Origin of the sequence: Moraxella catarrhalis, from assembly GCF_001632285.1 — a bacterium.
GTDB classification, from domain to species: domain Bacteria; phylum Pseudomonadota; class Gammaproteobacteria; order Pseudomonadales; family Moraxellaceae; genus Moraxella; species Moraxella catarrhalis.
On sequence record NZ_LWAH01000016.1, the window covers coordinates 140,359 to 166,843 of the forward strand.

24 protein-coding genes are annotated in these 26,485 nt (G+C 42.5%); 16 read left to right on the forward strand and 8 right to left on the reverse strand.

The window, feature by feature from the left end; all coding sequences use genetic code 11:
* Both A4U55_RS07035 and A4U55_RS07040 read right to left on the reverse strand, forming a co-directional pair.
* Positions 1-1,161: a glycosyltransferase gene (locus A4U55_RS07035; RefSeq protein ID WP_003657946.1), complete on the reverse strand. Its 1,161-nt coding sequence runs from the start codon at positions 1,159-1,161 to the stop codon at positions 1-3.
* 18 nt (positions 1,162-1,179) lie between these two features.
* Positions 1,180-1,680, reverse strand: coding sequence for a peroxiredoxin (locus tag A4U55_RS07040; RefSeq protein ID WP_003657947.1), 501 nt, complete (start codon positions 1,678-1,680; stop codon positions 1,180-1,182).
* A gap of 266 nt (positions 1,681-1,946) precedes the next feature.
* Between A4U55_RS07040 and A4U55_RS07045 the strand changes: the two genes are divergently transcribed.
* Positions 1,947-3,260 (forward strand): NCS2 family permease, encoded by a 1,314-nt coding sequence (locus A4U55_RS07045; protein ID WP_003665782.1) that lies wholly within the window; start codon positions 1,947-1,949, stop codon positions 3,258-3,260.
* Between the two features lie 78 nt (positions 3,261-3,338).
* Here the strand turns inward: A4U55_RS07045 and A4U55_RS07050 are convergent, their stop codons facing one another.
* Positions 3,339-3,926 carry a TetR/AcrR family transcriptional regulator gene (locus tag A4U55_RS07050; RefSeq protein WP_003665781.1) on the reverse strand — a complete coding sequence of 196 codons (588 nt, stop codon included), beginning with the start codon at positions 3,924-3,926 and terminating at the stop codon, positions 3,339-3,341.
* An 89-nt stretch (positions 3,927-4,015) separates the two neighbouring features.
* Between A4U55_RS07050 and A4U55_RS09325 the strand changes: the two genes are divergently transcribed.
* From A4U55_RS09325 to A4U55_RS07060, 3 genes are read left to right on the forward strand one after another with little or no spacing between them, the layout of a single operon-like run.
* Positions 4,016-4,138, forward strand: coding sequence for a hypothetical protein (locus A4U55_RS09325; RefSeq protein ID WP_003657953.1), 123 nt, complete (start codon positions 4,016-4,018; stop codon positions 4,136-4,138).
* Positions 4,139-4,171: 33 nt separating this feature from the next.
* Complete coding sequence (gene gpmI / locus A4U55_RS07055; RefSeq protein WP_063454159.1) at positions 4,172-5,734, forward strand: 2,3-bisphosphoglycerate-independent phosphoglycerate mutase; 1,563 nt, start codon at positions 4,172-4,174, stop codon at positions 5,732-5,734.
* Positions 5,735-7,015 carry a S41 family peptidase gene (locus tag A4U55_RS07060; RefSeq protein WP_227513442.1) on the forward strand — a complete coding sequence of 427 codons (1,281 nt, stop codon included), beginning with the start codon at positions 5,735-5,737 and terminating at the stop codon, positions 7,013-7,015.
* A gap of 62 nt (positions 7,016-7,077) precedes the next feature.
* Here the strand turns inward: A4U55_RS07060 and A4U55_RS07065 are convergent, their stop codons facing one another.
* Complete coding sequence (locus tag A4U55_RS07065) at positions 7,078-7,719, reverse strand: response regulator (RefSeq protein WP_003657958.1); 642 nt, start codon at positions 7,717-7,719, stop codon at positions 7,078-7,080.
* 184 nt (positions 7,720-7,903) lie between these two features.
* A complete protein-coding gene (rpsT, locus tag A4U55_RS07070) occupies positions 7,904-8,170 on the reverse strand; it encodes a 30S ribosomal protein S20 (RefSeq protein WP_003657959.1) in 267 nt (88 codons plus the stop codon).
* A 23-nt stretch (positions 8,171-8,193) separates the two neighbouring features.
* Here rpsT and A4U55_RS09065 point away from each other — a divergent pair, with 23 nt between their 5' ends.
* The 5 genes from A4U55_RS09065 (at position 8,194) to A4U55_RS07090 (ending at position 13,069) form a co-directional block, all read left to right on the forward strand.
* Positions 8,194-8,340: a hypothetical protein gene (locus tag A4U55_RS09065; RefSeq protein WP_003657961.1), complete on the forward strand. Its 147-nt coding sequence runs from the start codon at positions 8,194-8,196 to the stop codon at positions 8,338-8,340.
* 119 nt (positions 8,341-8,459) lie between these two features.
* On the forward strand, positions 8,460-9,158 hold the full coding sequence (locus A4U55_RS07075) for an NAD-dependent epimerase/dehydratase family protein (protein ID WP_003657963.1): 699 nt from the start codon (positions 8,460-8,462) through the stop codon (positions 9,156-9,158).
* A 247-nt stretch (positions 9,159-9,405) separates the two neighbouring features.
* A complete protein-coding gene (gene gyrA, locus A4U55_RS07080) occupies positions 9,406-12,093 on the forward strand; it encodes a DNA gyrase subunit A (protein WP_063454161.1) in 2,688 nt (895 codons plus the stop codon).
* Positions 12,094-12,846: a glutathione S-transferase gene (locus A4U55_RS07085; RefSeq protein ID WP_080534139.1), complete on the forward strand. Its 753-nt coding sequence runs from the start codon at positions 12,094-12,096 to the stop codon at positions 12,844-12,846.
* Positions 12,847-12,874: 28 nt separating this feature from the next.
* Positions 12,875-13,069, forward strand: coding sequence for a hypothetical protein (locus tag A4U55_RS07090; RefSeq protein ID WP_063454253.1), 195 nt, complete (start codon positions 12,875-12,877; stop codon positions 13,067-13,069).
* A 43-nt stretch (positions 13,070-13,112) separates the two neighbouring features.
* On the opposite strand, the gene A4U55_RS07095 is transcribed toward A4U55_RS07090, so the two are convergent.
* On the reverse strand, positions 13,113-15,197 hold the full coding sequence (locus A4U55_RS07095; RefSeq protein WP_063454163.1) for a DNA primase: 2,085 nt from the start codon (positions 15,195-15,197) through the stop codon (positions 13,113-13,115).
* Between the two features lie 108 nt (positions 15,198-15,305).
* Positions 15,306-16,376, reverse strand: coding sequence for an outer membrane protein assembly factor BamD (locus A4U55_RS07100; protein WP_003657972.1), 1,071 nt, complete (start codon positions 16,374-16,376; stop codon positions 15,306-15,308).
* 245 nt (positions 16,377-16,621) lie between these two features.
* Between A4U55_RS07100 and rluD the strand changes: the two genes are divergently transcribed.
* Together rluD and A4U55_RS07110 are read left to right on the forward strand one after the other, a co-directional pair.
* On the forward strand, positions 16,622-17,689 hold the full coding sequence (gene rluD, locus A4U55_RS07105) for a 23S rRNA pseudouridine(1911/1915/1917) synthase RluD (protein WP_003668270.1): 1,068 nt from the start codon (positions 16,622-16,624) through the stop codon (positions 17,687-17,689).
* A complete protein-coding gene (locus A4U55_RS07110) occupies positions 17,676-18,515 on the forward strand; it encodes a polyphenol oxidase family protein (protein WP_003665774.1) in 840 nt (279 codons plus the stop codon). The genes rluD and A4U55_RS07110 overlap by 14 nt, the downstream gene beginning before the upstream one ends.
* Before the next feature lie 84 nt (positions 18,516-18,599).
* On the opposite strand, the gene A4U55_RS07115 is transcribed toward A4U55_RS07110, so the two are convergent.
* The gene (locus tag A4U55_RS07115; protein ID WP_063454164.1) at positions 18,600-19,367 is read right to left on the reverse strand and encodes a Nif3-like dinuclear metal center hexameric protein; all 768 of its coding nucleotides are present in this window, start codon (positions 19,365-19,367) and stop codon (positions 18,600-18,602) included.
* 149 nt (positions 19,368-19,516) lie between these two features.
* On the opposite strand from A4U55_RS07115, the gene A4U55_RS07120 reads away from it, so the two are divergent.
* The 5 genes from A4U55_RS07120 to folD all read left to right on the forward strand — a co-directional run bounded on the left by A4U55_RS07120 (position 19,517) and on the right by folD (position 26,328).
* Positions 19,517-21,727 (forward strand): heavy metal translocating P-type ATPase, encoded by a 2,211-nt coding sequence (locus A4U55_RS07120; RefSeq protein WP_063454165.1) that lies wholly within the window; start codon positions 19,517-19,519, stop codon positions 21,725-21,727.
* 127 nt (positions 21,728-21,854) lie between these two features.
* Positions 21,855-22,616: a hypothetical protein gene (locus A4U55_RS07125; protein WP_063454166.1), complete on the forward strand. Its 762-nt coding sequence runs from the start codon at positions 21,855-21,857 to the stop codon at positions 22,614-22,616.
* 108 nt (positions 22,617-22,724) lie between these two features.
* A complete protein-coding gene (locus tag A4U55_RS07130; protein WP_003663483.1) occupies positions 22,725-23,090 on the forward strand; it encodes an ATP-dependent Clp protease adaptor ClpS in 366 nt (121 codons plus the stop codon).
* Positions 23,091-23,117: 27 nt separating this feature from the next.
* Positions 23,118-25,418, forward strand: a complete 2,301-nt coding sequence (locus tag A4U55_RS07135) for an AAA family ATPase (RefSeq protein WP_003663482.1) — start codon at positions 23,118-23,120, stop codon at positions 25,416-25,418.
* 58 nt (positions 25,419-25,476) lie between these two features.
* On the forward strand, positions 25,477-26,328 hold the full coding sequence (gene folD, locus A4U55_RS07140; RefSeq protein WP_003659896.1) for a bifunctional methylenetetrahydrofolate dehydrogenase/methenyltetrahydrofolate cyclohydrolase FolD: 852 nt from the start codon (positions 25,477-25,479) through the stop codon (positions 26,326-26,328).
* Positions 26,329-26,485: the final 157 nt, after the last annotated feature.

Below are 26,485 nucleotides of genomic sequence, written 5' to 3' on the forward strand. Positions count from 1 at the left end.
TCACTCTGTGCTTTGCTTGACTAAGTCTTGATAAACTTGAATTGTATTATCGACCATATCATCAATCTCATAAGCATGCGTCATGGCAGGCGGAATGGGGTTTGATAATAAAAACTTAACACTTTTACACAGCATGATCGCAGTCTGTTCTTTGACCAATCCTTGGGGGTATAAGTCTCCTAGGATATCTGCAAAGGCACCTTTTGCCCAACCAATCACTGGTGTTCCTAAATGAATGGCTTGAAGTGCTGTCATGCCAATACTTTCGGGGTGATTGGCAAGCGATAATACGATATTAGCTGATGACAACCATTCACGCATATCAGGTGGATTTTTGCCGATAAAAGAGACCCGATCTTGTAAGCCCAAAGTATGCAGGCGTTGGACAAAATCTTCATAAAAAACACACTGATGAATGCGTGCTGTGGGGTCATCATCCATGATAATTGCGTGAATTTTTGGAAATTTTTCTTGTAGATTTCCTAAAATATCAATGAGCCATTCTTGACCATATTCAGGACCGATCGGTGTTGGAAAAACCAACCATTTTTTGTGTTCAAGCTCAGGAAATTGGGTAAAGGTTTGATGTAGCCAATGCACAGATGAGTGATGGCGATAGGGGTATTTTCGAACATCCACCCCACGCGGCACACAAATGATATCAGGCAACTTGATGGATTTATCAATTTTTTCTGATTTTACTTTTTCAAAAATTTTATTAAAATGTTTATCAATACTTTTAGATGCACTGATCAGCAAATCAACATGAAACAGTGCTTTTGAATAAGAATTGACAGGATAAAATCCGTATAAACTTGAAATAATTTTGGGGCGCTTGTCATTTGGAAAGGAATGCATTGCCCAATATAACACCCAAGCAGGCGTACGAGAATGTATGTGAATGATATCGGGCTGATGCTGTTCAATGATTTGACGAAGCTTAAGTGTGTGTATCAATGCCCACCAGCTTTTTTTGGGCATAGGTAGGCGGTAATATATTGCCCCATCACGCACAAGACGCACAACAAGCTTGCTATCGCTTGGAGCACTGCCGATGATGATAGACTCATGACCAGCTTTAATGAGCGCATGGGAGATGGGATAAATGCCACGCTCGGACTCATCATGCCTAAGCGAGGATGACAGTTGAAGAACTTTCATAACTTATTATCTGATGGGTCAATTGGTTTTATTTTCAAGAAAATCTAAAATTTTCTCAACATGCTCTTTGGCTTTGACATCCCGAAAACTACCAATCATCTCGCCATTTTTATTGTACACAAATGTAGAGCGTACCACGCCAAGATGGGTTTTGCCATACATCTTTTTTTCTTTGATGACATCGTAATATTGGCAAAGTTTTTCATCGGTATCACTAATTAAATCAATTGATAAGGCTTTTTTATTGATAAAATTTTGATGAGATTTGATACCATCTCGAGAGACGCCAAGGATATAAAATCCCAATGATTCAAGCTTGGCTTTATGATGACTAAAATCCACCGCCTGAATGGAACAGCCTTGCGTGTTGTCTTTGGGGTAAAAATACAAAATCAAGCCCTGATGACTTTGATTAAGCAGTTGATTGAGCTGCACAGCAGTGGCTTCTTGGGTATCGGCTGCCACCATGGTTAACTCAAAACTTGGCAGCGTGATGGTTTCGTTAGAATTTTGTAGCATTAGGTATCTCGTTGTCATTTTAATCATAACAGTTAAACGATGTATATTTTAGCAAAATTTACCCATGAAAGAACATTTTTATTCATCATAATTGCTTAGTAAGCATCAATTCTTTCTAAAATACATCAATTTGCAAATTTTTGTTTGGCATCATAATGACTTTGCGGTAGAATTATGCGTTTTTATTTTATGAATAACCAAATTGCCTTGCCATTTGGCTTACCGCTTTTGAATTAAGGCTTTAGCGATTATTATCTGGATAGAATATGACTTTATCATCCTATTTAAAAATTAATGAGCGTGGCTCATCCGTGCGTCAAGAAATCATTGCTGGCTTGACGACTTTTTTGGCGATGGTGTATTCGATCATCGTTGTGCCAAATATGTTATCAGCAGCTGGATTTCCTGCTGAATCCGTTTTTGTTGCAACATGCTTGGTGGCAGGCCTTGGTTCAATATTAATTGGACTTTGGGCAAATGTACCGATGGCGATTGGCTGTGCGATTTCTTTGACGGCATTTACCGCTTTTAGCTTAGTGCTTGGGCAAGGTGTGAGCATTCCTGTGGCACTGGGTGCAATTTTTTTAATGGGCGTGGTTTTTACCTTAATCTCGGTGACTGGTGTTCGTGCGTGGATTTTACGCAACTTGCCTGCATCGATTGCACACGGTGCAGGCATCGGCATCGGACTGTTTTTACTGCTGATTGCTGCCAATGGTGTGGGTTTAGTCATCAAAAATGATGCAGGTTTACCTGTGACAATGGGTGAGTTTATGTCGTTGCCTGTGATTTTATCTTTAGTGGGGCTGGCGGCGATTATTGGTCTTGAGCGATTACGCATTAAGGGCAGTATCTTATGGGTGATTATTACCATTACGATGATTGGGCTACTTTTTGATCCTGCAGTGAAGTCAGATGGTGCCATTTTAAAAGTACCAAGCTTTGGTTCAGACTCTTTATTTATGCAAATGGATGTCATGGGTGCGCTAAATACAGCGATTTTACCGGTGGTGTTTGCCTTAGTTATGACAGCAATTTTTGATGCAACAGGTACCATTCGTGCCGTGGCAGGTCAGGCAAATCTACTGGACAAAGATGGTCAAATCATCAATGGCGGTCGTGCTTTGACATCAGATTCAGTCAGTAGCCTGTTTTCGGGTATTTTTGGGACAGCACCTGCTGCGGTGTATATCGAATCTGCTGCCGGTACGGCAGTAGGCGGTAAGACAGGCTTGACAGCGATTGTGGTTGGCGTGCTATTTTTATTGATGCTATTTTTTCAGCCATTGGCATTTTTGGTACCAAGCTATGCTACCGCACCTGCACTCATGTATGTCGGTCTTTTGATGCTAGGCAATGTCTCAAGACTTGATTTTGAAGATTTTGTCGGAGCAATGAGCGGTTTAATTTGTGCTGTATTTATTGTTTTGACTGCCAATATTGTCACAGGAATTATGCTTGGTTTTGGTACATTGGTGCTTGGACGACTAATTTCTGGTGAATTTAACAAGCTTAATCTTGGTACCGTGATTATTGCTGTCGTGCTTGTCGCATTTTATGCATTGGGCTATGCCATTTGATACTAAGCACCCAAAAACTCTGTCAAAAATTAAAACCCACCTCAAAGTTAGATTGCTAATTTTGGGGTGGGTTTTAGGCTAAATCAGACTGGCTAAGGTCTCATAAATCTCATGTTGTTTGGCTTGGTTGGATTTTAGTTCGGTGTCAAGCTGAGCACCTTCGATGGCGTAGCGTACCACTTGATACTGTGGATGACTATCGGTGGCGGCGAACTGCTTTTGTTTTTGAGCCATCCAGTTTTGCCACACCTCAAACATATTAGCATCAGCATGAATGGCTGTTAGTAGCCCAGACCAGTTGCTGTTCATACCAATCTTAGAATCTTGAAAAATCACTTGCAAATACGCTTTGGTAAATCGACCTTGAATAGCACCCAATTCATCAGTGATGGATAAAATTGCAGTATTTAGCTGAGCGATATAAAGACCCACCACGGCATTTAACAGCTCTTCTTTATTTTTAAAATGATGAAATAGTCCGCCTTTACTGGTACCTGCAGTGTCCGCAACTTTTTGCATGGATAAATTCGCCACACCATCACTGACCATCAAGTGCTTGGCCGCCATGATCAACCCATGTTTAAGCTCCTCTGGTTTATTTTTTCGCTTTGTACCTGATGTGCCAGCGTGTAGATTGTTTTCACCAATAGATAAATTGTCATTCATATGATAAACCATTCAAAATTAAAAAATATTTAATAAAACTTATCGTTAATTGGGATAAATAAAATTGGGATAAATAACGGTAAAACTAAATGAAACCAACTGGTCGGTATTTTATAAAACTCTATGAGAATTTGCAAGCACAGATGCAGCAGGATGATGAATTTTATTTCTTAGCAGGCAAGGATGATTTACCAAAAATTATGCTACAATAAGGGGTGTTTTTATCAGTTTATTTGGAGCGTGCGATGTCAAATCAGAAAAAAATTCCCCATGTATTGATGATTTTGGATGGTATTGGCCATCGTGAAGAGACCAAAGATAATGCCGTTGCCGTAGCCAATACACCAAACTTAGATGCTTTATTTGCCAGCTATCCCAATGGGCTGATTTCTGGTTCTGGTATGGATGTTGGATTGCCAGAAGGCCAGTTTGGTAATTCTGAAGTGGGGCATATGAATTTGGGTGCTGGGCGTATTTTATTTCAAGATTCAACCCGAATTATGAATGAGATTGCCTCAGGAGAATTTTTTAATAATTCAGCATTGATAGATGCCATTCAAGCCACACTGAATAATAAAGGCGTGGTGCATATTTTAGGACTGTTGTCTGATGGCGGGGTGCATGCACACATTGATCATATTAAGGCGGCAGCTAAGCTTGCGTTATCTCAAGGCGCTATGCAAGTGTTTGTGCATGCGTTTTTGGATGGTCGTGATACACCGCCACAGTCTGCCAAAGGCTATGTGACTGATATTGAAGATTATTTTACTCAGCTTAATCAAGAATTTGAAGGTAATGTTAAAATTGCCAGCGTCATCGGTCGATTTTATGCCATGGATCGTGATAAGCGTTGGGATCGTGTGGAATCTTGCTACCAGCTATTAACCGAAGGCAAATCGGTCAGAACCGCAGATAATGCTCTAGATGCAATCAAGCAAGCATATGCTGCAGGGGAGACGGATGAATTTATCGCTGCAACTTTCATTGAAGATGATGGCGTGATTGGTGATAATGATGGCGTGATTTTTATGAATTTCCGTGCTGACCGTGCACGAGAAATCAGCTTGGCTTTTGTGGATACAAATTTTGATGGCTTTAATCGTCATATTGTGCCTGAGTTATCGGCATTTGTTATGCTCACCAAATACTCAGATGAGCTTGAAAATAATCCAAAAACCGACATTGCCTATCATCCAACAAGTCTGACAAATACGCTGGGCGAATATTTACAAAATTTGGGTAAAACCCAACTTAGAATTGCCGAAACCGAAAAATACGCACATGTAACCTTTTTCTTTAGTGGTGGTCGTGAAGATCTGTACAACGGCGAAGATCGCATTTTGATTAATAGTCCTGATGTGAAAACATACGACCTAAAGCCTGAAATGAGTGCCTTTGAGGTTACCGAAAAATTAAATAATGCGATTGACTCGGGCAAATATGATGTATTGATTGTCAATTATGCCAATGGTGATATGGTGGGGCATTCGGGGGTATTTGAGGCGGCAGTTAAGGCAGTAGAGGCGGTGGATCAGTGCATTGGCGAGGTGGTCAAGCATATTCGTGCCGCTGGCGGCCATTTATTAATCACCGCTGATCATGGTAACTGTGAGCAGATGCAAGACTACCAAAGTGGTCAGGTACACACGCAGCATACCACAGAACTTGTACCTTTTATCTATATTGGTGATAAAAAAGCGACTGTGCGTCGTGGCGGCAAGCTGTGCGATGTGTCACCAACACTGTTGGATCTGATGGGGTTAGATAAGCCAAGTCAGATGACTGGAGAGAGTTTATTGGTTTTTTGAGTGATTAAACAAAGAAGGTTTGGTATGCGATTTTCGGCAGTAATAACGGCTTTATTGATTGGTGCGATGGGCTATATGAGTGCATTTGCCAATCCACGGGCTTTTGATGATCAAGCAGATGTAGACGATCTGATAATAGATACGCCTGCTTTGGATGTAGCACCAAATCATTTGTATGGTATTGACGGTTTGCACTCTGGGCGAGTGCCTTTGAATACCATCAGTCCCACCACGCTCAAAACTTTTGTACAAGTGGTTGATTTGATGCGTCGTGAATACATTGAGCCTGTAGATGATGAGATGTTGTTTTATCACGCCATTCATGGGATGCTAAATCGTGTGGATCGCAATGCTGAGTTTCTTGATGCGACTGCCTTTGCCAATCTTAGCTCATTTACCACAGGTAATGTGGCAGGCGTGGGTCTAAAGGCAGTTTGGAGGAGCCAAGATGCACATTGGGTGGTGACTGAAGTGATTGCCGATAGCCCTGCCAAAAGTGCAGGCATTAATGTTGGTGATTATCTACACCAGATTGGTGATATTAAACTTAACCAATCCCAAACCGAAAATGACATCATTCAGCTTTTAAGTGGTATCGCAGGCTCAAGCGTTGATATCACTTATTCAAGAGCAGGTCGATCCAAGCAATCCGTCAATGTCATTCGTAACCAAGCTCAAAAGAGTAGCATTGAAGTTTTTGTTCAAAATGGTATTGCTGTCATCAAACTTCCCGTCTTTCAAAATAACACCAGACAAGATATAATTGATCGCCTTGCCTTAATAGAAGGGCAGGTTCGGGGTGTGGTGATTGATTTACGAAACAATCCTGGCGGCGTGCTTGATTCAGCCGCTGAGGTGGCCTCTTTATTTATGCGAAAGCAAGTCGTTACCCAAGTCCAAAACCGAAGTGGCATAGAAAGGGTGATAGAAACGCATGGTTCACCCGTACTAGAATCCATGCCAGTGATTATTTTACAAAACCGCTATTCGGCATCAGCAGCTGAAGTACTGGCAAGTGCATTGCAAACCCATGGGCGGGCAATGATCGTGGGTGAGGCGAGCTACGGTAAGGGTTCGGTGCAGTCGGTCATCGCTTTGGGAAATCATCAAGGGATTAAGATAACTACCGCACATTATCTAACGCCCAATGGCAAAAAAATCGATAAAATCGGTGTGGTGCCTGATGTGAGTTTTAAACCACCTTCTAACGATTCACAAGACGATGAATGGTTGCGTTTGAGCCTAGATTTGATGGAGCGAGTAAAAACAAACCAAAGTTGATTTAAGACAACCAAAATCGCCATCATAAGATTATCAAGTGACGCTTTTGATGGCTAATTTTATCAGTGAGTCTGTACCAGCCCATGCCTGATGGCAAGGTGCGTGAGTTTGACATCGCTATCAATGCCCAGTTTATCAAAAATCCGATAGCGATAAGTATTGACTGTTTTGGCGCTTACAAATAGCTGATCGGCAATTTGCTGTGTACTTTGACAGTTAACAACCATCATGGCAACCTGTTTTTCACGCTCAGATAAGGCATCAAAGGGCGACTCTTTTTGTTCACCAAGTACAGTTTCGGCAAGCTGCTCGGCAACATCATGACTAAAATAACGCGATCCTGCGTGTACTTTTTTGATGGCACGAATCATCTCATCAAGCGGCGTGCCTTTGGTAATATAGCCATTGACACCCGCTTTTAAAAGCATGGAAGGATATGGCTGAGCTGTCAAACTTGAAACAGCAAGTACCTTGATGTTTGGATTAAACTGTTTAATGCGTCGAGTGGCTTCTACACCATTGATATTTGGCATATTGACATCCAACAAAACAACATCAGGACTTATGGCGCGCACCTGTATCACCGCACTGTCGCCATCAATCGCTTCACCGATAACTTCAATATTTGGATCGTCATCAAGCATCCGAGTGATGCCCATTCTTACCAAATCATGGTCATCTACGACCAAAACTTTAATACTCATCAAACGCCCATACTATTTATTGATTAGAATATTGTAACAAGAATTTAGGTTTGTGTCGCCATTTTATTGCAAAATCATGCATTAATAAATGAGATTTGGCTAATCTATCATTTTAGATATAAAAAGAGCCCAAGATGACTTGAGCTCTATGATGCTGAGCAACTATTAGCCTTTTAATATTAGCCTAGCCTTTTAAAGCTTTAATTGCGGCATTCAAGCGGCTCTTGTGGCGAGCGGCTTTGTTTTTATGGATAATGCCTTTATCAGCCATACGGTCAATGACTGGCACAGCTTTGTTATAGGCTTCGGTTGCAAGCTCATAAGATTTTGCTTCAATTGCAGAATTGACGCGTTTGATGTAGGTACGCACCATAGAGCGTTGAGATGCGTTGTGCTGACGACGCTTAGTATTTTGACGAGCGCGTTTACGAGCTTGTGCAGAGTTTGCCATAGGGTAAATCCTTAAAAAGTAAAATGCTAAATTATAAAAAGTGGGGCAATGTGTTTGAGGAAGACACACCGCTTGGACAATATGCCGTCTATGATACCAAAATCTTGGCAATCTCACAATATGCAAATAAAAATTTTCTTAGTCGATTGACTGACGGACTTGGTGCTTGATTTTTTTGATGGATTTTGTGCTAGAATAATCTAGAACAAGAAATGTAAAATCAGCACTTGGTGCAATCGCTTGATTGCTTGAAGATAATTTATGTATTATTTAGCGTGAGTGAAAATTGATGAAAACCAAAGCAATCTTAATCGGTGGTTCGAGTCGAGTGGGCGAGGCACTGGCACAAGAGCTTGCACTGATCTATGAGTCGGTGATACTCATCACGCGTACTCAGCCGCGTGCCATGAGTGCAAATATGCAGGTGTATCATGTGGCGGATTTTCGGGCACTTGCATCGACCATTGAGACGGTGGCGATTGGTGCTGATACAGATGCTTTTAGTTGTCTTGGTGTCTCAAAACAGCAAGTACCAAGTCATGATGAATTTTATCAAGTCAATGTCCTGTATAATTTAGAATTTGCCAAAGCGTGCAAACAAAAGGGCGTGCAACAGTTTTATTTTTTATCCAAAGAAGGTGCTGATACCCCCAATCATGATGATGAGCTAACTGCCAAGGCAGATGTAGAATATGATTTACGCACGCTCAGCTTTGATACATTGGCAATTTTTCGTTTGTATCGCTTAACCTTACCCAAGCACCGCCTGAGCCTAAAAAGCCTCGGCAGTCAAGCACTCAATGGTGTATTATCTACACTCAATAAAAACAAACGCGCGCTTGAGCCAAAACAGGTCGCCGCTTGTATGGCGATTACCGCCTATAAGCATAACCATCAGCCGCAGCTACGCACACCAAACCAAGCCACGATCATCACACATGAACAGATGCTCAACAGCGTCATTCGCCCCAATAAAAAATCCAAATAACCAAATCTTCATCCAAGATGGCTATCTGATGTGTGATTAAGCGTAACACGGTTTAATTGGTGATTAGATTTGGGATATGGATTGGCTGGTCTTGATTTGACCACCCAAATAAAATCCGTGATTACCTACATTTTTTGGGCATTTTGTGCTAAAATATTGCCTTATTTTTAAGGTATTTGTGCATGGGTTTGGTGATGAGATATTTACCATAACCGTGTAAATTAATCGTTTGTAGCAAGGATTATTTATGAGTGATTCGGTCAGTCCAATTGGCATTGTCGAAGAATTAAAGCGTTCGTATTTGGATTATGCGATGAGTGTCATCGTTTCTCGCGCGCTACCTGATGTGCGTGATGGACTTAAGCCTGTTCACCGCCGTATTTTATATGCCATGCATGAGCTTGGAAATGATTATAATAAAAAATACCTCAAATCGGCGCGTGTGGTCGGTGATGTGATTGGTAAATATCATCCACATGGCGATACTGCCGTCTATGATGCCATTGTGCGTATGGCACAAGATTTTAGCTTGCGTTATATGCTGGTCAATGGTCAAGGTAATTTTGGGTCAATGGATGGTGACCCGCCAGCAGCCATGCGTTATACAGAAATGAAAATGCAGAAGCTAACGCATAAAATGCTTGCCGATCTTGATAAAGAGACTGTCGATTGGGAAGATAACTACGACGGTTCGATGAAAATGCCAAGCGTGTTGCCTGCTCGCATTCCAAATTTATTGGTCAATGGTGCAACAGGGATTGCTGTTGGTATGGCAACCAATATGGCACCACATAATCTCACAGAAGTACTCAATGCCTGCTTAGCATACGCCGAAGATCCAAATATTTCAACCGATGAGCTAATTAGCCATATTTCAGGGCCGGACTTCCCAACGGGCGGCATTATCCATGGCAGAAGCGGTATCATCGATGCTTATCGTACTGGCAAAGGTCGTTTGCACATTCGTGGTCGCTATCACATTGAGCCAATGGGCGACAGCGGTGCAAACAAAGACCGTGAGCGCATTATTTTTACACAAATTCCCTACCAAGTTAATAAAGCCAATCTGATCAAGCATATCGCCGATTTGGTCAATGCCAAAAAAATTGAAGGCATCACCGAAATCCGAGATGAATCAGATAAAGAAGGTGTGCGAGTGGCGATCGATTTACGCCGTGGCGAAAATTGTGAGGTAATGGTTAATAATTTATTTAACCAAACGCCACTTGAAACAAGCTTTAGTATTAATATGGTGGCATTGGATAATGGTCAGCCTAAGCTTATGACGCTGCGTGACTTGGTGGCGGCGTTTATTCGCCATCGTCAAGAGGTGGTCACACGCCGTACAATTTTTGAGCTGAATAAAGCATTGGCACGTGGGCATTTGCTTGAAGGATTGGCCATTGCACTTGCCAATATTGATGATATCTTACAGACCATCAAGCAATCAGCCAATCGCAGTCAAGCTCGAGAAAATTTATTGGTGCGTACTTGGCAGTCAGCTGGTGTTGTCGCCATGCTTGACGCAGCAGGTGCTAAATCTATCCGCCCTGAGATGATTGATGGCGAGGATCTCAAAGCACCGTATGGCTTGATTGAGAATAAAACCCGCTATCGTCTGTCACCTGACCAAGTGAACGCCATTTTGGATATGCAGTTGCATCGTTTGACTGGGCTTGAGCAGGATAAATTAACGGGTGAGTATCAAGAAATTTTGGGTGAGATTGCACGCCTGACCCTGATTTTGGATGATTTTGATGTCTTAATGGGTGTGGTGCGTGCCGAATTGATTGACATTCGTGATGAATTTGGTGATGAGCGTAAAACCGATATTGTCGATGCGCGTCATGACTTTAATCGTGAAGATTTAATCCCTGAACAAACGGTTGTTTTGACGGTTTCTCGCACAGGCTACGCCAAGACTCAGCCGATCAGTGACTATCAGGCCCAAAAGCGTGGGGGTAAAGGACGCTCAGCGACTGCCATGAAAGAAGATGATGTTATTGAGCATTTGTTGGTAACCAGTACGCATGCCCATATTTTATGCTTTACCAATACAGGTCGTGTCTTTAGATTGCGTGGTTTTGAAATTCCGATTGCCAGTCGTGGCTCAAAAGGCCGCCCTTTGGTAAATTTGATTAATCTTGAGTCAGATGAGTTGGTCACAGCAATTTTGCCTGTCAATGACCTAAAAGACGAAAATAGCTTTGTGTTCTTTGCAACAGCATCAGGGACAGTCAAGCGTGTGGCTTTATCACAATTTGCCAATCTGCGTGCTGGAGGCTTACGAGCGATTGATCTAGCAGAAGGTGACACATTAATTGGTGTTGCGATCACCGATGGCGAACAAGAGATTATGCTATTTAGTAATGAAGGTAAAGCCATTCGCTTTAAAGAACAGAGTATCCGTGCCATGAGCCGAGTTGCCAAAGGCGTTCGTGGTATGCGTGTGAATCTGCTTGCGACAACTGATGAAGAAGAGCTGTTGGATGAAGATGGCGATGAAGTCGGCGATGATTTTGCGGTGAGCCGAGTGGTGTCTTTGGTGGTTGCACCCAAACAAGGTGAGATCTTGTGTGCTTGCGAAAATGGTTTTGGTAAACGCACGCCGATTGATGATTATCCAACCAAAGGCCGTGGCGGCAAAGGCGTTATTGCAATCAAGACCTCTGAGCGTAACGGACAATTGGTCAAGGCGATTGCAGTGACTGGCGAGGAAGATGTCATTTTGATTTCGGATAAAGGCACTTTGGTGCGTACGCCTGTGGCTCAGATTGCTAATGCTGGTCGCAATGCTCAAGGCGTTAAGCTGATTCGCATTGCTGATGAAGAGGTATTGGTTGGCATGGCATGTGTTGAACATGATGACGATGAAATCGAAGAGTCAGAGGTATTGGCTGATGTGGTGCAACAGGCATCCGAGTCTATTCAATAAATATTCAGCCAAGCTTATTGGCGTGGCTTTTTGGAATTGTCAATCATGTTGCACTTATATCATTTGAATAACTCTCGTTCTTTTAGAGTGGTTTGGCTGCTTGAAGAGCTTAAATTGGCTTATGGCTTAGAGTATCAGCTCCATTTGATTGAGCGTGATAAAAAAACTTTTTTAGCGCCCAAAAATCTTGAGCAGATTCACCCCATGGGGAAGGCACCGATTTTAATCGATGACAGACTGCCTAAGGGGGAGCAAGTTTTGGCAGAATCTGCACTGATTTTATCTTATTTATTAAAAGCTTATGATTCTAAAGCGTATTTTTATCCTGCCGCAGCTGCCCCAAAAACACAAGCCAATGACAAAGTATGGCGTGATTATACTTTTTGGATGCATTTTGCAGAAGGGTCAGTGATGCCACCTTTGGTGATGGGGCTGATTTTAGATAAAGCTCGCCAAAAATCTCCTTGGTTTGTTAAACCTGTACTCAATAAATTCAACTTAAGTATTCATCAGATCATTTTGGATAAGAATTTGATGAATGCTTTAAAGATGCTAGAGACGGCTTTGTCTGATAAGTTATACTTAACAGGTCAATTTAGTGCCGCTGACATACAGATGTATTTGGCAGTGTATGGTGTACGCTTGCGTGGATTGATACCACAAACGCACACCAATACGCATGCTTGGCTTGGCACTTGTGAAGGTCGCCAAGGTTTCAAATCCGCTATTTCTTTGGCAGGTTCACCTTTATAATTAGGTAATTACCAAGGAGATGATGGTGATGAACAAGAATAAACCAGTCATTTTACAAAACAGTGGCGTCAAGATTTTGGTGGGCATGCTATGTTTCTTGAGCTTTGTGGCAGGGTATTTTGCCCATCAGTCACGCCAAATGAATTATTGCAAATCTATCAACCAAATACCCATCATTCAAAGCGGTATTGTGATTTGCCAAATTAGCAATCCAAATACTTAAAGATCAAGATAGATAGTATGATACGCCTTTGATGGGATTTGGCTTATTTCGTTAAAATTTCTGCCAATTTTGATTTATTATGGATATTATCCCAATGAACCAATGCTTGTAAGCGTCTTTTATAAACTTCTGATAAAATTAAATTTTTACTGTCAGTTTGTTGTTTAAGCAGAATATCTTTTAAGGCGGTGCAAATCAGTCCATAAAATACTGGTGTGATAGCTTTGAGATCTTGATTAGACCAAGATTGGATGAATCTTTGCCAGTATCGCTGTATTTGACTTTTATGAATATCACCCAAAGCAGCAATGACAAAATACGCACAGCTTTGAGTCGTTGTTGTATCATCTTGTAAGAGTTCATTTGGTAATGTGCTGACTGTGGCAATGATTTCATCTAATAATGGACTTTTAAAACTTGCCCAATTGGGCAGTTTGGGCAAATTAATCTCTTGTCGCTTAAGATGGTTAGATAATGGTAAATGTGCTTGTGCCATGCCTGAGTGTTCGATGACAAATGCCAAAGGATCAGATTTGAGCAAAATGGGAGTGTAAATCAGATGCAGTCCGATTTCGGTGATTGCATCGGTGGCGTCGTGGCGGTTATAGTTAATTAACTCAACTTTTGGGCTAAACTGTCCTTCTCGACCAATGGCTTTTAATTTTTGATAAATATCGCTATTTAACCACCATTTTAAGCTAGAGCCTTTTGGTAGCAGTTCGGTCAGCTGCCTAAGTGTTGCCATAGCTTGTGCCTTAGATTCGGGGCGTGTCAGGTCATATTGACTTGCCAAAACGCCATAAATATAATCCGATAAGCTCACCGCACCCTCGATGGCATCACGCATTGCAGCTATCCCGTGAGATTTTAGGTAAGTGTCAGGATCATGATGATCGGGCAAAGTTAAAAATTTAAGCTCACGGCCATCGTTTAAGACAGGTGCGGCAATTTCTAGCGTACGCCACGCTGCTTTTTGCCCTGCATTATCACCATCAAAACATAAAGTCAGCTGATTATTATAGCGTAACAGTCGCTCAATTTGCTTTTCGTTGGCGGCAGTACCCATAGGCGCTACCGCCCCATAAATCCCTGCTTGGTATAAGGCAATAACATCCATATAACCCTCAACCAGTAGGTAGTTTTTGGCTTTTTGTTTGCGTGATTCATACAGACCATACAAAATCTGCTGCTTTTGAAAAACAGGCGATTCACTTGAGTTGATGTATTTTGGGTTTTCATCACCTAGGCTTCGCCCAGCAAAGCCCACAACACGCCCTTGATTATCACGAATGGGGAAAATCACCCGATGACGCAATAAGCAAAAAGTCCTGCCATTGCTTTTAGATGATTCTCGAACCAAACCTAATATTTTCAAACCCTCAATATCCTGAGGGAAAACTTGTTCCAAGTGCTGCCAACCGTCAGGTGCATAACCTAGGCCAAAGGTTTGTATGGTCTCTTCGGTAAGGCCACGATCTAAAAAATACTGTTTTGCAAAAGTAAAACTGCCAAGCATCGACCGATAATAGTCATGCACTGCGGTTAATAGACTGTATAAATCACCTTGTGCTGCATTGGGTGGCTGAGCCAAAATGGATGCTTGAGTGCCATAAAGTTCATTCACTTGACTGGCGTGATGGCTTGGATTAGCCAATCCAGAATAAGTATCGTATGCTGATAAATCATCGGTCCAGTCGGTTGCTGGTGATGGGTGTGTATCGGACTGATGATTGGTGAGGTTTTGAGCAGTGTGATTGGGCAAAGGTTGAGTTGGGGGCTGAACACCCTGAGTCTTAACGGTTTTTTTGTATTTAAATTTTTTTTGATAAGTGTCATCTTTGGGCAGCTCGATACCCGTTTGTTCGGACAAGAATTTGACCGATTCAATAAAGCTCATCCGTTCAAATTCTTTTAAAAAAGTGATCGGATTGCCCTTGGTGTGGCAGCCAAAGCAATAATATAAGTTGGTTTCAGGATTGACATAAAAGGAAGGCGTTTTTTCACCATGAAAGGGGCAACAGCCTTTGTATTCACGACCTGCCGCTTTGAGCGTGGTATGCTTGCCAATGATTCCCACTAAGTCAGCTTGACTATTGAGCTGCTCAATGATGGACTCGGGGATATTCATGTCCAAAATTCCAATTGATGTAATAATCTCAGGCGACCATACACCGCCTGAGATTATAATTAACATAAGGTTATAATTAACAAATGATAACTTGCTTAAAAACTGGCATTAGCGTGGTATTTGATTTAATTGTCCAGCGTCTGCCTCTGCTGATGGCAAGTCTAAACTGATGGCAGGGCGATGATTTGTACCACCAGCTGTAGGAATTTCTTCTGGGACTTGGGTTGTGGCAGGTAAGCTAATCGCACCTGCTTGGTTGATGATTTGGGTGCGTGTTGCGCCATGATATTGACCTTGATAGTTGTCAAGATTTTCGCTGACACGCCCCAAACGCCCAAAGCTTAGTGCTGATAATACCTTTTGTGTGCGTGTCTTGGCACCCGTATCACTGAGGCGTACTGAACCATCTTGATTGAGATATTGCGGATAATTAATTTGGAGTAACTGCTTGTACTGTTTGGCGGTCTCAGTCAAGCCAAGCTTTTGATTGCTATAAGCCAAAATTGCGATAGCTTCTGGCACACCTGTGGACTGTGGATAGTATTGAAACACCCACTTAGCTCGGTTGGCAGCAGCCACCATCGCATCACGCTTGACATACCAACGCGCTGCCGCCAATTCATGCTCAGCAAAGTCATTATAAATGGCAATCATGCGTTGTGCGGCATCGGCAACATATGGACTATCAGGATAGTGCTTAAGCAGGTTTTGAAAATCTCGGAAAGCTAGGCGTAGATAAGTCACATCACGATGAGATTGATCAAATCTAACCAAACGAGAAGCTTTGGGAGCGCCGCCCATATGAGTAACGCCTTGGACATATAACGCATAGTCTACCGAGCGGCTGTTTGGGTATCGGTGAATAAACTCTTCTGTACTTTGTAGAACTGCTTCAAAATCATTGGCTTTATATTGGGCATAAATGAGATCTAGCAGTGCCTGCTGTGCATATTGACCTGTCGGATAAAAGGTTCGGATGTTATTTAGTGCTTCAATGGCGTTGCGATTTTGATTTTTATCAAGTGCTTCACTGGCTTCTTGATAATATGCAGCATCTGTTTTTTCAGCCGTTTCTACGGTATCAGCCTTGCGGTCAAACAGTCCATTCACGCTCTGGCAGCCTGTAACAGTCAAAGTCGCTGCCATCATGGCGGCAATCAGCTTGTTTTGTGATTTCATAGGAATTCTCATGAATTGGTCTAAATTTGGGCTAGTTTAGCATGTTTTTATGGGTCTGACAATGAATGTCTATTGGCTGTATAAACACACAAAACCTATTTAAAAGATTGCTTGGATAATGAGTAAGGCCAGCCAATTTGATATATTTTGGATAAAAGTAAAAATGCGTTGATATATCAGCGGCCTGTCTTATCAAATTTGATAAAATGTGCTAAAGTGGTCTAAATTTACTCTTGGGCTTTATTATGAATCATGATGAATTGATGGATAACTTGGTCAATCAGGCACCTGACTGCGGCATAGGTGAGGATAGTGATGCTGATGATCTGATTGATGCAGATGAGACGACCACCCAAACACCGACCCAAATTCATCTGACGCATAGTGTCAGTACCGAGCAAATTGGCATTAGGCTTGATAAGCTTTGTGCGGATATTTTTGGGGGGTTTTCACGCGCAAATTTAAAAAAGTTCATCGATGAGGGTCAATTGACGGTTAATGGCAAGGTGGTTAAGCCAAAATATGCGGTCAAAGTGGGCGATATATTAACGCTAGAAGCTGTCCACGAGTCTCATTCAGAGGATTTGCCTGAAAATATTGATATTGATATCATTTATGAAGATGAGGCGGTGATTATCATTAATAAACCTGCAGGTATGGTGGTGCATCCTGGTGCTGGTAATCGTACGGGTACTTTGGTGAATGCACTGCTGTATCACTTTCCCAAGCAGGCACACTTGCCACGAGCGGGCCTAGTGCATCGCATTGACAAAGATACAACAGGGCTACTTGTCATCGCACGCACAAAATCAGCTCAGCTATCTTTGATTAATCAGCTTAAGGATAAAAGCGTCTACCGTCATTATCAATGTATTGCTTTGGGTGCAGTGCATGAAGTGCTTCGCCATGCTCAAATTGATGCACCCATTGGTCGGCATAGCACCCATCGGACTAAGATGGCAGTGAAACAAACGGGCAAGCCTGCTTTAACGCACATTGTCAATGCCAAGTATTTGCATGAGCGTTACAGTCTTTTGGATATTCATCTAAAAACAGGTAGAACGCATCAAATACGCGTACATTTGTCTTATGTTGGTCATCCGCTGGTCGGCGATCCTGTCTATGGCACATCGCCGCGTTCAGGTTTATCCGACAGGCAAAGATGTGCAATTTTGGATTTTGGCAGGCAGGCACTTCATGCATACATGCTGGGTTTTATTCATCCTGTTACTGGCGAGGCGATGAAATTTCATGCACCGCTACCTAAAGATATGCAGCAGCTGATTGAGATCTTAAACGATGATACCCAATGAAAAGATGACGCTGCCTTTGGATATTCTTTATCAAAATGATGATGTGTTGGTTATACAGACTCATACTGGTGTATCTGATAAAGCCGATCGGCTGATAGGTCATGATGATAATCAATTGGCACTTTATGGCAAATTTAATATGGCACTTCATGTCAATGATATGCCATCTTGGGTACTGAATCGACGAGCCAGGCTACTTGCTTGGCTGTATGAGCAGGCAGGTGCTAATCAAATCCACTGGCTAAATCAAGTCCATGGCAATGTTGTGATTGATGTTGATCAGACAAGATCGCAGTCGTTAAGCTTGGCAGATGCCTTGATCACTCAGCGTGCTAAGACAGCACTGGCGATCATGACAGCAGATTGTGTGCCTATAGCGATATTTGAAAAAAATGGCAGTACGGTCGCCTGTATTCATGCAGGGTGGCAAGGGCTGGCCAATGGCGTAATCGCCAAAACAGTCGCTTTGATGCCAACTTCTTACAAGCTATTTGCTGTCATCGGTGCGTGCATCTCACTGCCAGCGTATGAAGTGGATCAGCACTTAGCTGAGCATATCATTGATGAGGTGGTAACAAATAAACTCGTCTTACTTGATAGGCAGGTGCTGTTTGATATGCTGATCAAACCTTCTCATAACAGTGATAAGGCATATATTGATATTAAGAGATTGGCTCAGTTGCAGCTTGAAAAATTTGGCATAACAGTGCTAAACGATACCGTGCCATGTAGTTATTTATCACCTAAATATTATTCGTACCGTCTCCAAACTCACACCAATCGCCCAGCAATCGGCAGAATGGCAATGCTTATCATCAAAAAATAACCGCTGATATGATGCTGTTTTATCGGGATATTTAGGTATTGGGATATTTGGGTGATGTATGATTAATTTGGTAAAAAATATCAATTACGCAGGATTATCAATATCAATAAATTTTGCATCAATGCCCAATTGTTGATTGATGACTTCACCGAGTCGGATCACACCGCCACGCTCTGTGGCATGATGACCTGCAGCAAAATAATCTACACCAAGCTCACGCGCCATGTGTGTTGTGCGTTCAGAAATTTCGCCTGAAATAAACGCATCACAGCCCATGGTTGCCGCTTGCTCAATCATATCTTGTGCGCCGCCTGTGCATAGGGCGATTTTATTTAGTCGGCGATCGCCATCGGTGGCGGCAATATGTAAGGGCGTGCGTCCTAAAACTTTGGTAATTTTATCGGCAAATTCGGATGCCAAAATAGGGTTTGTGGTTGTCACATTACCAATCGGGTGCTTTTGGTTGGGATACAATGCGCCCGTAATCGTCAAATCAAGCATATCAGCCAAGGCGCGATTATTGCCAATGTCAGGATGGGCGTCAAGTGGCAGGTGATAAGCAATCAATGAAATACCATTTTGCATAAGTTTACGCACACGCACGCCCTTCATGCCTACCAAAGGTTGGTCTTCACCTTTCCAAAAATATCCATGATGCACCAAGATCGCCTGTGCTTTGGCTTGGATTGCTTGATCGATTAAGGCTTGGCAAGCGGTTACTCCAGTGATGATCCGTTTAATGGGTCTGCCTGCATCAACTTGTAATCCGTTTGGGCAGTAGTCTTGGAACTCATGAGCATTAAGATAGTTGTCACAAAACTTGACCAAAGCTTGGACGCTGATGGTTGTCATAAATTTTCCTATGCAAATTTAAGGTATTGTATTCGCTTTTGAACGATTATGCAAATGTATAGATAGCTTAAGAAACCAACCGTTTTGCTTGTATTAAGCACAGTTTGCCCCTATTATTGAGCTATCAGCAGCCAAAAGTGAGTGCCTTAATGTCGGACAAATCACCAAATCCTCATTTTTCCCCTGAGCAAGTGCATGAAATTACTGAGCAATTTGCCATCAGTGGCATGACTTGCCAATCGTGTGCCACACGCATCGAAAAAGTACTAAGCAAAAAGTCCGCCATTCATCAAGCGACAGTCAATTTTGCAACAGAGGTATTGCATATCTCTTATGATGCCAATCAGACCAATCGTGATGAGGTGATGGCTTGGGTGGCAAAAACAGGCTTTGAGGCTGTGCCAATGGCGGATCGCCAAGACCAACACAAGATGCCTTGGGATTTGATGATTCTTTGGGGATTGTCATTGCCGTTTTGGGTGGGCATGCTTGGTATGTTGTTTGGATCACACGCATTGATGATGCCTGTGTGGATTCAGTTTGTCTTGGCAAGTGTGGTGCAAGTTGTGTTCGGTGCACGCTTTTATTTGGGTGCTTGGGCGAGCATTAGGGGCGGGCTTGCTAATATGGATGTCTTGGTCGCACTTGGTACAACAGCAATTTGGGCGTATTCAAGCTATGTATGGCTGACCGATTTGCACGCCATGCATATGGTATATTTTGAAGCATCGGTGATGGTCATTGCATTTGTTAGGCTTGGTAAATATCTTGAGCATCGAACCAAAACACAAAGCCTAAACAGCTTAGGCTTATTGACGCAGCTGATTCCTACAGAAGTCAATCGGCGTATCGATGATAAATGGGTCAAAACCAACATTGATCATATTAAAGTTGGCGATGTGCTACTGGCTAATACTGGTGATAAGATCGCCGTGGACGGTGTGGTGCAAGGCGGATTTGGTGTCTGCAATGAATCTCATCTGACAGGCGAAAGCTTACTCATTGATAAGAATATCGGTGATACGGTGTATGCAGGCAGTAGCGTAGAAGATGGCTCAATACACTACCAAGCAGCCGCAACAGGCACAAAAACTCAGCTTGGTGATATGATGTCAGCACTTCAAGATGCACAAGGTACTAAGGCAGATATTGCCAGATTTGCCGATAAAGTTGCGGCTGTCTTTGTGCCTGTGGTGGTTGTATTGGCGATGATGAGTTTTTTGGTCAATTATCTACTTGGTGCAGATTTTGATATCGCATTAATGCGTGGCGTCGCTGTGCTTGTGATTGCTTGCCCTTGTGCGCTTGGACTTGCAACACCTGCTGCGATTATGGCAGGCATGGGCACAGCAGCACGCCATGGCGTATGGTTTAAAGATGCGGTCAGCCTTGAGTCTGCTGGTAGCATTGATACCATCATTTTTGATAAAACAGGCACGCTGACTTTGGGTCGTCCAAGTGTCCAAAAAATCCAATGCTTAAGCAGTAAGATAAATAAATCGCAGGCCCTTGGGTTGACAGCAAGCATAGAGCAGTATGCCAACCACCCTTTGGCAAATGCCTTGGTGGAAGCCGCCAAAGATAAAAATTTACCTTTATATGAAGTATCTGATATCCAAAGTACCACCGGTCAAGGGCTGATGGGGTATGTTGATGGCATCGGACAACTAAAAGTGGGAACGCCCAAATTTATTGGTCTAGAGACATGGCAGGCAGATGACCACTGGTCGGATGCAAGCTTGGTTGGGTTGGCTATCGATGATGAGCCGATGGCGGTTTTTGGTCTGAGCGATACACTAAAGGCAGACGCACACAGCATCATCGGTCGCATTCATCATGATGGGATCAAGACTTATTTAATGAGCGGTGATCGCCAATCCGTTGTCGATGGCGTAGCAAATCAGCTTGGTATTACCGCCGCTTTTGGGCAAATGTCGCCAAGAGATAAGATGTCCGCCATTGAGACATTAAAAACCCAAGGTAAGCGGGTTGTTATGGTTGGTGACGGTGTCAATGATGCACCTGCGATGGCAGCATCACACGCCAGTTTTGCAGTCGGCAGTGCCACTGGCGTCGCTAAGCATACCGCATCAGCACGCTTGTTGGGCGATTCGCTGAACCATGTTTTTTATGCTTATCGTATCGCGCGCATGACTTTAACCAATATTAAGCAAAACTTCTTTTTTGCATTGGTTTATAATTGTATCGGCATTCCATTGGCTGCAATCGGGCTACTTAATCCCATGATGGCGGCAGCTGCGATGGCACTAAGCTCAATTTCGGTGCTGTTAAATGCCATGCGACTAAAGCGTGTCAAGCTTACGCCGCATGATATGCACTCAGATAAATCCGTGGGCTAATATCATCTGTCTTGTTGACTGAATAGGGGCTGGGCTAAATTTGGCTGATAAAAAATAATTATTCTTATTTATACAATATTTGTTATAATAGCGATATTTTGATCGACCAATTAATATCAGGTTTTTTATGCCAAATTTAACCCTTTTTACCCATTTTAAAAAGCAGCGTGGCTCAACCAATCAGATTTTGGCATTGTTTTTGATTGCGCTTGCTGTTTCTGCATTGATTGTCGCTGTGATTGGCTATAAATTTGGCTATCGTCAAGGCATGCACAGTGTTGAGCGTACTGTCTTAGCAAAGCATGATACAGCAGTCAATGTCAGTGAGCTGACCGCTGAAAATGTGCGGCTAAAGCAGGAGATGACAACTGCCATACAAGAGCGTGATATCAGTCGATCGACACTAAATAATCTGCGTACAGATTATGACAATCTAAAGACAACCAATTTACAACTTGAGCAGGTCAATGAGCTGCTAAAAAATGCAGTTGCCGAGCAGGGCGGTGTGGCATTATCTATCATGGCATCAGAAATCATTGCTTTACCAAATGATACCTTTGAATATCGCTTTGATGTATCCATGCTTGATATTTCTGGAAAAGCCGTTAAGATGATTCCTAAATTGACTTTACTAAACGAAACCAGTATGGTTGAGATACCGCTTGAGCCATCAAGCTATGATATTCGTGGTGTGGCAAATATTCGTGGTCGATTTATCATGCCTGACGGCTTTGAGCCGAAGCAAATGAAGCTTGAGCTGGTCGCTGGCAATCAAAAAGTTCAGCAGTTGTATAATTGGCAAATTGGCAAAATCATCACCAATGCACCACCTTCATTGGCACAAATGTCACATTCAAACCACCGACCAATTGAAAAAAGCACGCAATAATTTATGGGTACTTTTTATCACAAATACAGGCGAGGCAGTGGCTTTCGCCTGTTTTATATTAACCAAATTTATATTAACCAAAATTGAAATTTCCAGCAGCAATACGATATGACGAAGCAGTGCAGCAGTTATTTTTTGATTAAGGCAGTCCAAGATTTTAAATCACCTTCCAAACATCGGTCAGATACCGATGTCATCACCGAAACCAAAATTCAAGTCAAGCAGCCCAAGCTGTACACAGTGATTATGTATAATGATAATTATACGACCATGGATTTTGTGGTATATGTACTCGTTGAGATTTTTCAGCACAATATTGATAAGGCGTATCAGCTTATGATGCAGATTCATGAGTTGGGACAAGCGGCGGTTGCCTTGTTGCCTTATGACTTAGCTGAGATGAAGGTAGATGAAGTAACGGCATTGGCAGAACAAGAGTCTTATCCGTTACTTACGACGATTGAGCCTGCCTAATTTTTAGATTTTATTATAAGGATTATTATGCTAAGTCCTGAATTGTTAACGATTCAAGAATTTATGCTGAAGTTTGCTAAGCAACATTCACATCAATTTATCAGCGTTGAGCATTTGTTGATGGGTTTATTAAAAGATGCGTTTACCGTCAGAGTGCTTGAGGAGTGCGGTGCTGACAGTGAATTTATTTTATCAAGTATCAAGCAATATCTTAAAGATTTCATGCCCAAGCGTGAAGATGTCGACCCATTGCCAACCAAAAGCCTAAATCGTGTGATGCAGCGTGCAATTTGGCAAGTGCAAGCCAGCCAAACCCAGCAGCTGGTCAAACCCATTGATGCACTTGTCGCAATTTTTAAAGAAGAACGCAGTTATGCCAATGAGTTGATCCAGTCTTGTGGCGTGGATATTTTATCGGTTACTCGTGCAATTTCGATTCATCAGCGTTCTGCACATGACGCTTATGACGGTGTCGACGAGTCTGCCAATCAATCGACAAAGCCCAAGCAAAATCCGCTGGATGCTTATACTTTAAATCTTAATGAGCAAGCAAAGCAAGGTAAAACCGACCCTTTGGTTGGGCGGGCAGATGAAATTGAACGCACCGTCCAAATCCTTTGCCGCCGCCGCAAAAATAACCCGCTTTTGGTTGGTGATCCTGGTGTTGGTAAAACAGCCATTGCTGAGGGTTTGGCGTGGCTGATTGTGAATGGCAAGGCGCCAAAACCGCTTGCTAATGCGACAATTTATAGCTTGGATATGGGTGCGCTGATTGCAGGTACTAAGTTTCGTGGTGAGTTTGAGACACGCATGAAAGACTTGATTGATGAGCTAAAAGATACACCAGAGTCAATTTTATTTATTGATGAGATTCATATGATGATTGGGGCAGGTGCGTCCATGGACAGTAGTATGGATGTATCAAATCTAATCAAGCCTGCACTTGCCAAGGGGTATATTCGCTCAATTGGCTCTACAACATTTGCTGAGTATCGCCAAATTTTTGAAAAAGATCATGCACTATCTCGGCGTTTTCAGAAAATAGACATTAAAGAGCCTTCGGTATCTGATACAATCACCATTTTACAGGGGTTGAAAGGATATTACGAAGATTTTCATGGCGTGGCATACACCGAAGATGCCATTGAAGCGGCTGTTAAATTATCTGTCAAGCATATTCATGAAAGATTTTTGCCCGATAAGGCCATTGATGTGATCGATGAAGCAGGCTCTTTTGTGCGTTTGCATCATGATAAAGTCACCAATCATAGTCAAATGGATACCCAAAAAACCTCATCATCAATCCAAGTCGATATTGATATCATAGAACAAGTGGTCGCAAAAATCGCACGCATACCGCCCAAATCTGTCTCTCATGATGATAAGAATATTTTAAAAAATTTAAACGCTAATCTAAAGCAGATGGTCTTCGGTCAAGACCAAGCCGTTGATACGCTTGTTGATGCGATTTTGCTTGCACGCTCAGGATTAACCCATCCTGATAAACCCATTGGCTCATTTTTATTTTCAGGCCCGACAGGTGTTGGTAAAACTGAGATCAGCCGCCAGTTGGCTTATTTGCTTGGTGTGCCTTTGGTGCGGTTTGATATGAGTGAATATATGGAAGCACATACGGCATCACGGCTGATCGGTGCACCGCCTGGCTATGTGGGGTATGATCAAGGTGGTTTATTAACCGAAAAAATTCAGCAAAATCCACATTGCGTGCTACTTTTAGATGAGTTAGAAAAAGCGCACAGTGATGTATTTAATTTGTTGCTGCAAGTGATGGACCATGGCACATTAACAGATAATAATGGACGCATGGCATCATTTAAGCAGGTGATTGTGATTATGACGACCAATGTTGGAGCAGATAGCATCAGCCGCCGATCGATGGGGTTTACACAGCAAGATCATCATAGCGATAATCAAAATGCCATACAGCGTACATTTAGCCCTGAGTTTCGCAATCGCTTGGATGCCATCGTAAATTTTGCACCATTACCGCCCGAGGTGATTGGCGATGTGGTTGATAAGTTCATAACCGAATTATATGATCAATTGCTTGATAAAAATATCATCTTATCTGTGGACGATGAGGTGCGTTTGCATTTGGCAAAAAAAGGTTATGATCGCTTAATGGGTGCAAGACCCATGGCAAGAACCATTCAAGAGCTACTCAAAAAACCGCTATCAAAACTGATTTTGTTTGGCGATCTAAAGCAGGGTAAAGAAGGTGTGAAAGTGGCTGCAACCATGAAAGATGGTGCGATTAATTTTGAGACAATTGATACCAAATTGACTGGTAAAATTAAGCCAAATTGACTATAATTTATTTGGATTTATTTATTAACTGATTGATGATCACTAAAAAGGCAAGGTTATGGCAACTGTACTAGACGGCAAGGCATTGGCAAAAAGCATTGAAAGCGAACTGTCAGTGCGTGTTGAGACATTAAAACAAAAAACAGGACGCACGCCAATTTTGGCAACAATTTTGGTGGGTGATGATCCAGCATCAGCGACCTATGTACGCATGAAAGGCAATGCCTGCCAGCGTGTCGGAATGGATAGCATGCGTGTTGATATGCCAAAAGATACCACAACTGATGAGCTGCTTGCTAAGATTGATGAGCTAAATGATAATCCAGATGTGCACGGCATTTTATTACAGCATCCTGTGCCAACTCAGATTGATGAACGAGCTTGCTTTGATCGCATCAGTTTGGATAAAGATGTCGATGGCGTCACCTGCCTAGGCTTTGGGCGTATGTCAATGGGTGAATCTGCTTATGGCTCATGCACACCACAAGGTATCATGCATCTGTTGACACATTATGGTATTGAACTTGAAGGTAAGCATGCGGTTGTCGTGGGTCGTAGTGCCATCTTAGGTAAGCCGATGGCGATGATGCTATTAAATGCCAACTGTACTGTAACAATCTGCCATTCACGCACCAAAAACTTAGCTGAGTATCTCGCTTCAGCTGATATCGTTGTTGGTGCTGTTGGTGTACCTGAATTAATCAAAAAATCATGGATTAAGCAAGGTGCGGTCGTCGTTGATGCAGGATTTCATCCAACCGATCAAGGCGGCTGTGGGGATATCGAATTGGACGGTATCGAGGCCATCGCTTCTGCTTATACGCCAGTGCCGGGCGGTGTTGGTCCAATGACCATCAATACGCTTATCCGTCAAACTGTCGAGGCCGCCGAAAAAGAAGCAGGTTTGTAATATTACGATAGATTTTTACTTTTGAATAAAATCCCACTTGTAAAGTCATGCAAGTGGGGTTTTTATTGAGCATTAATCATAGCAAGTGCTTATTTTGTATTTATATAGACAAATTTTGATCGCCTATCTTAGTGCGTCATACTGCCTATTTGCACAT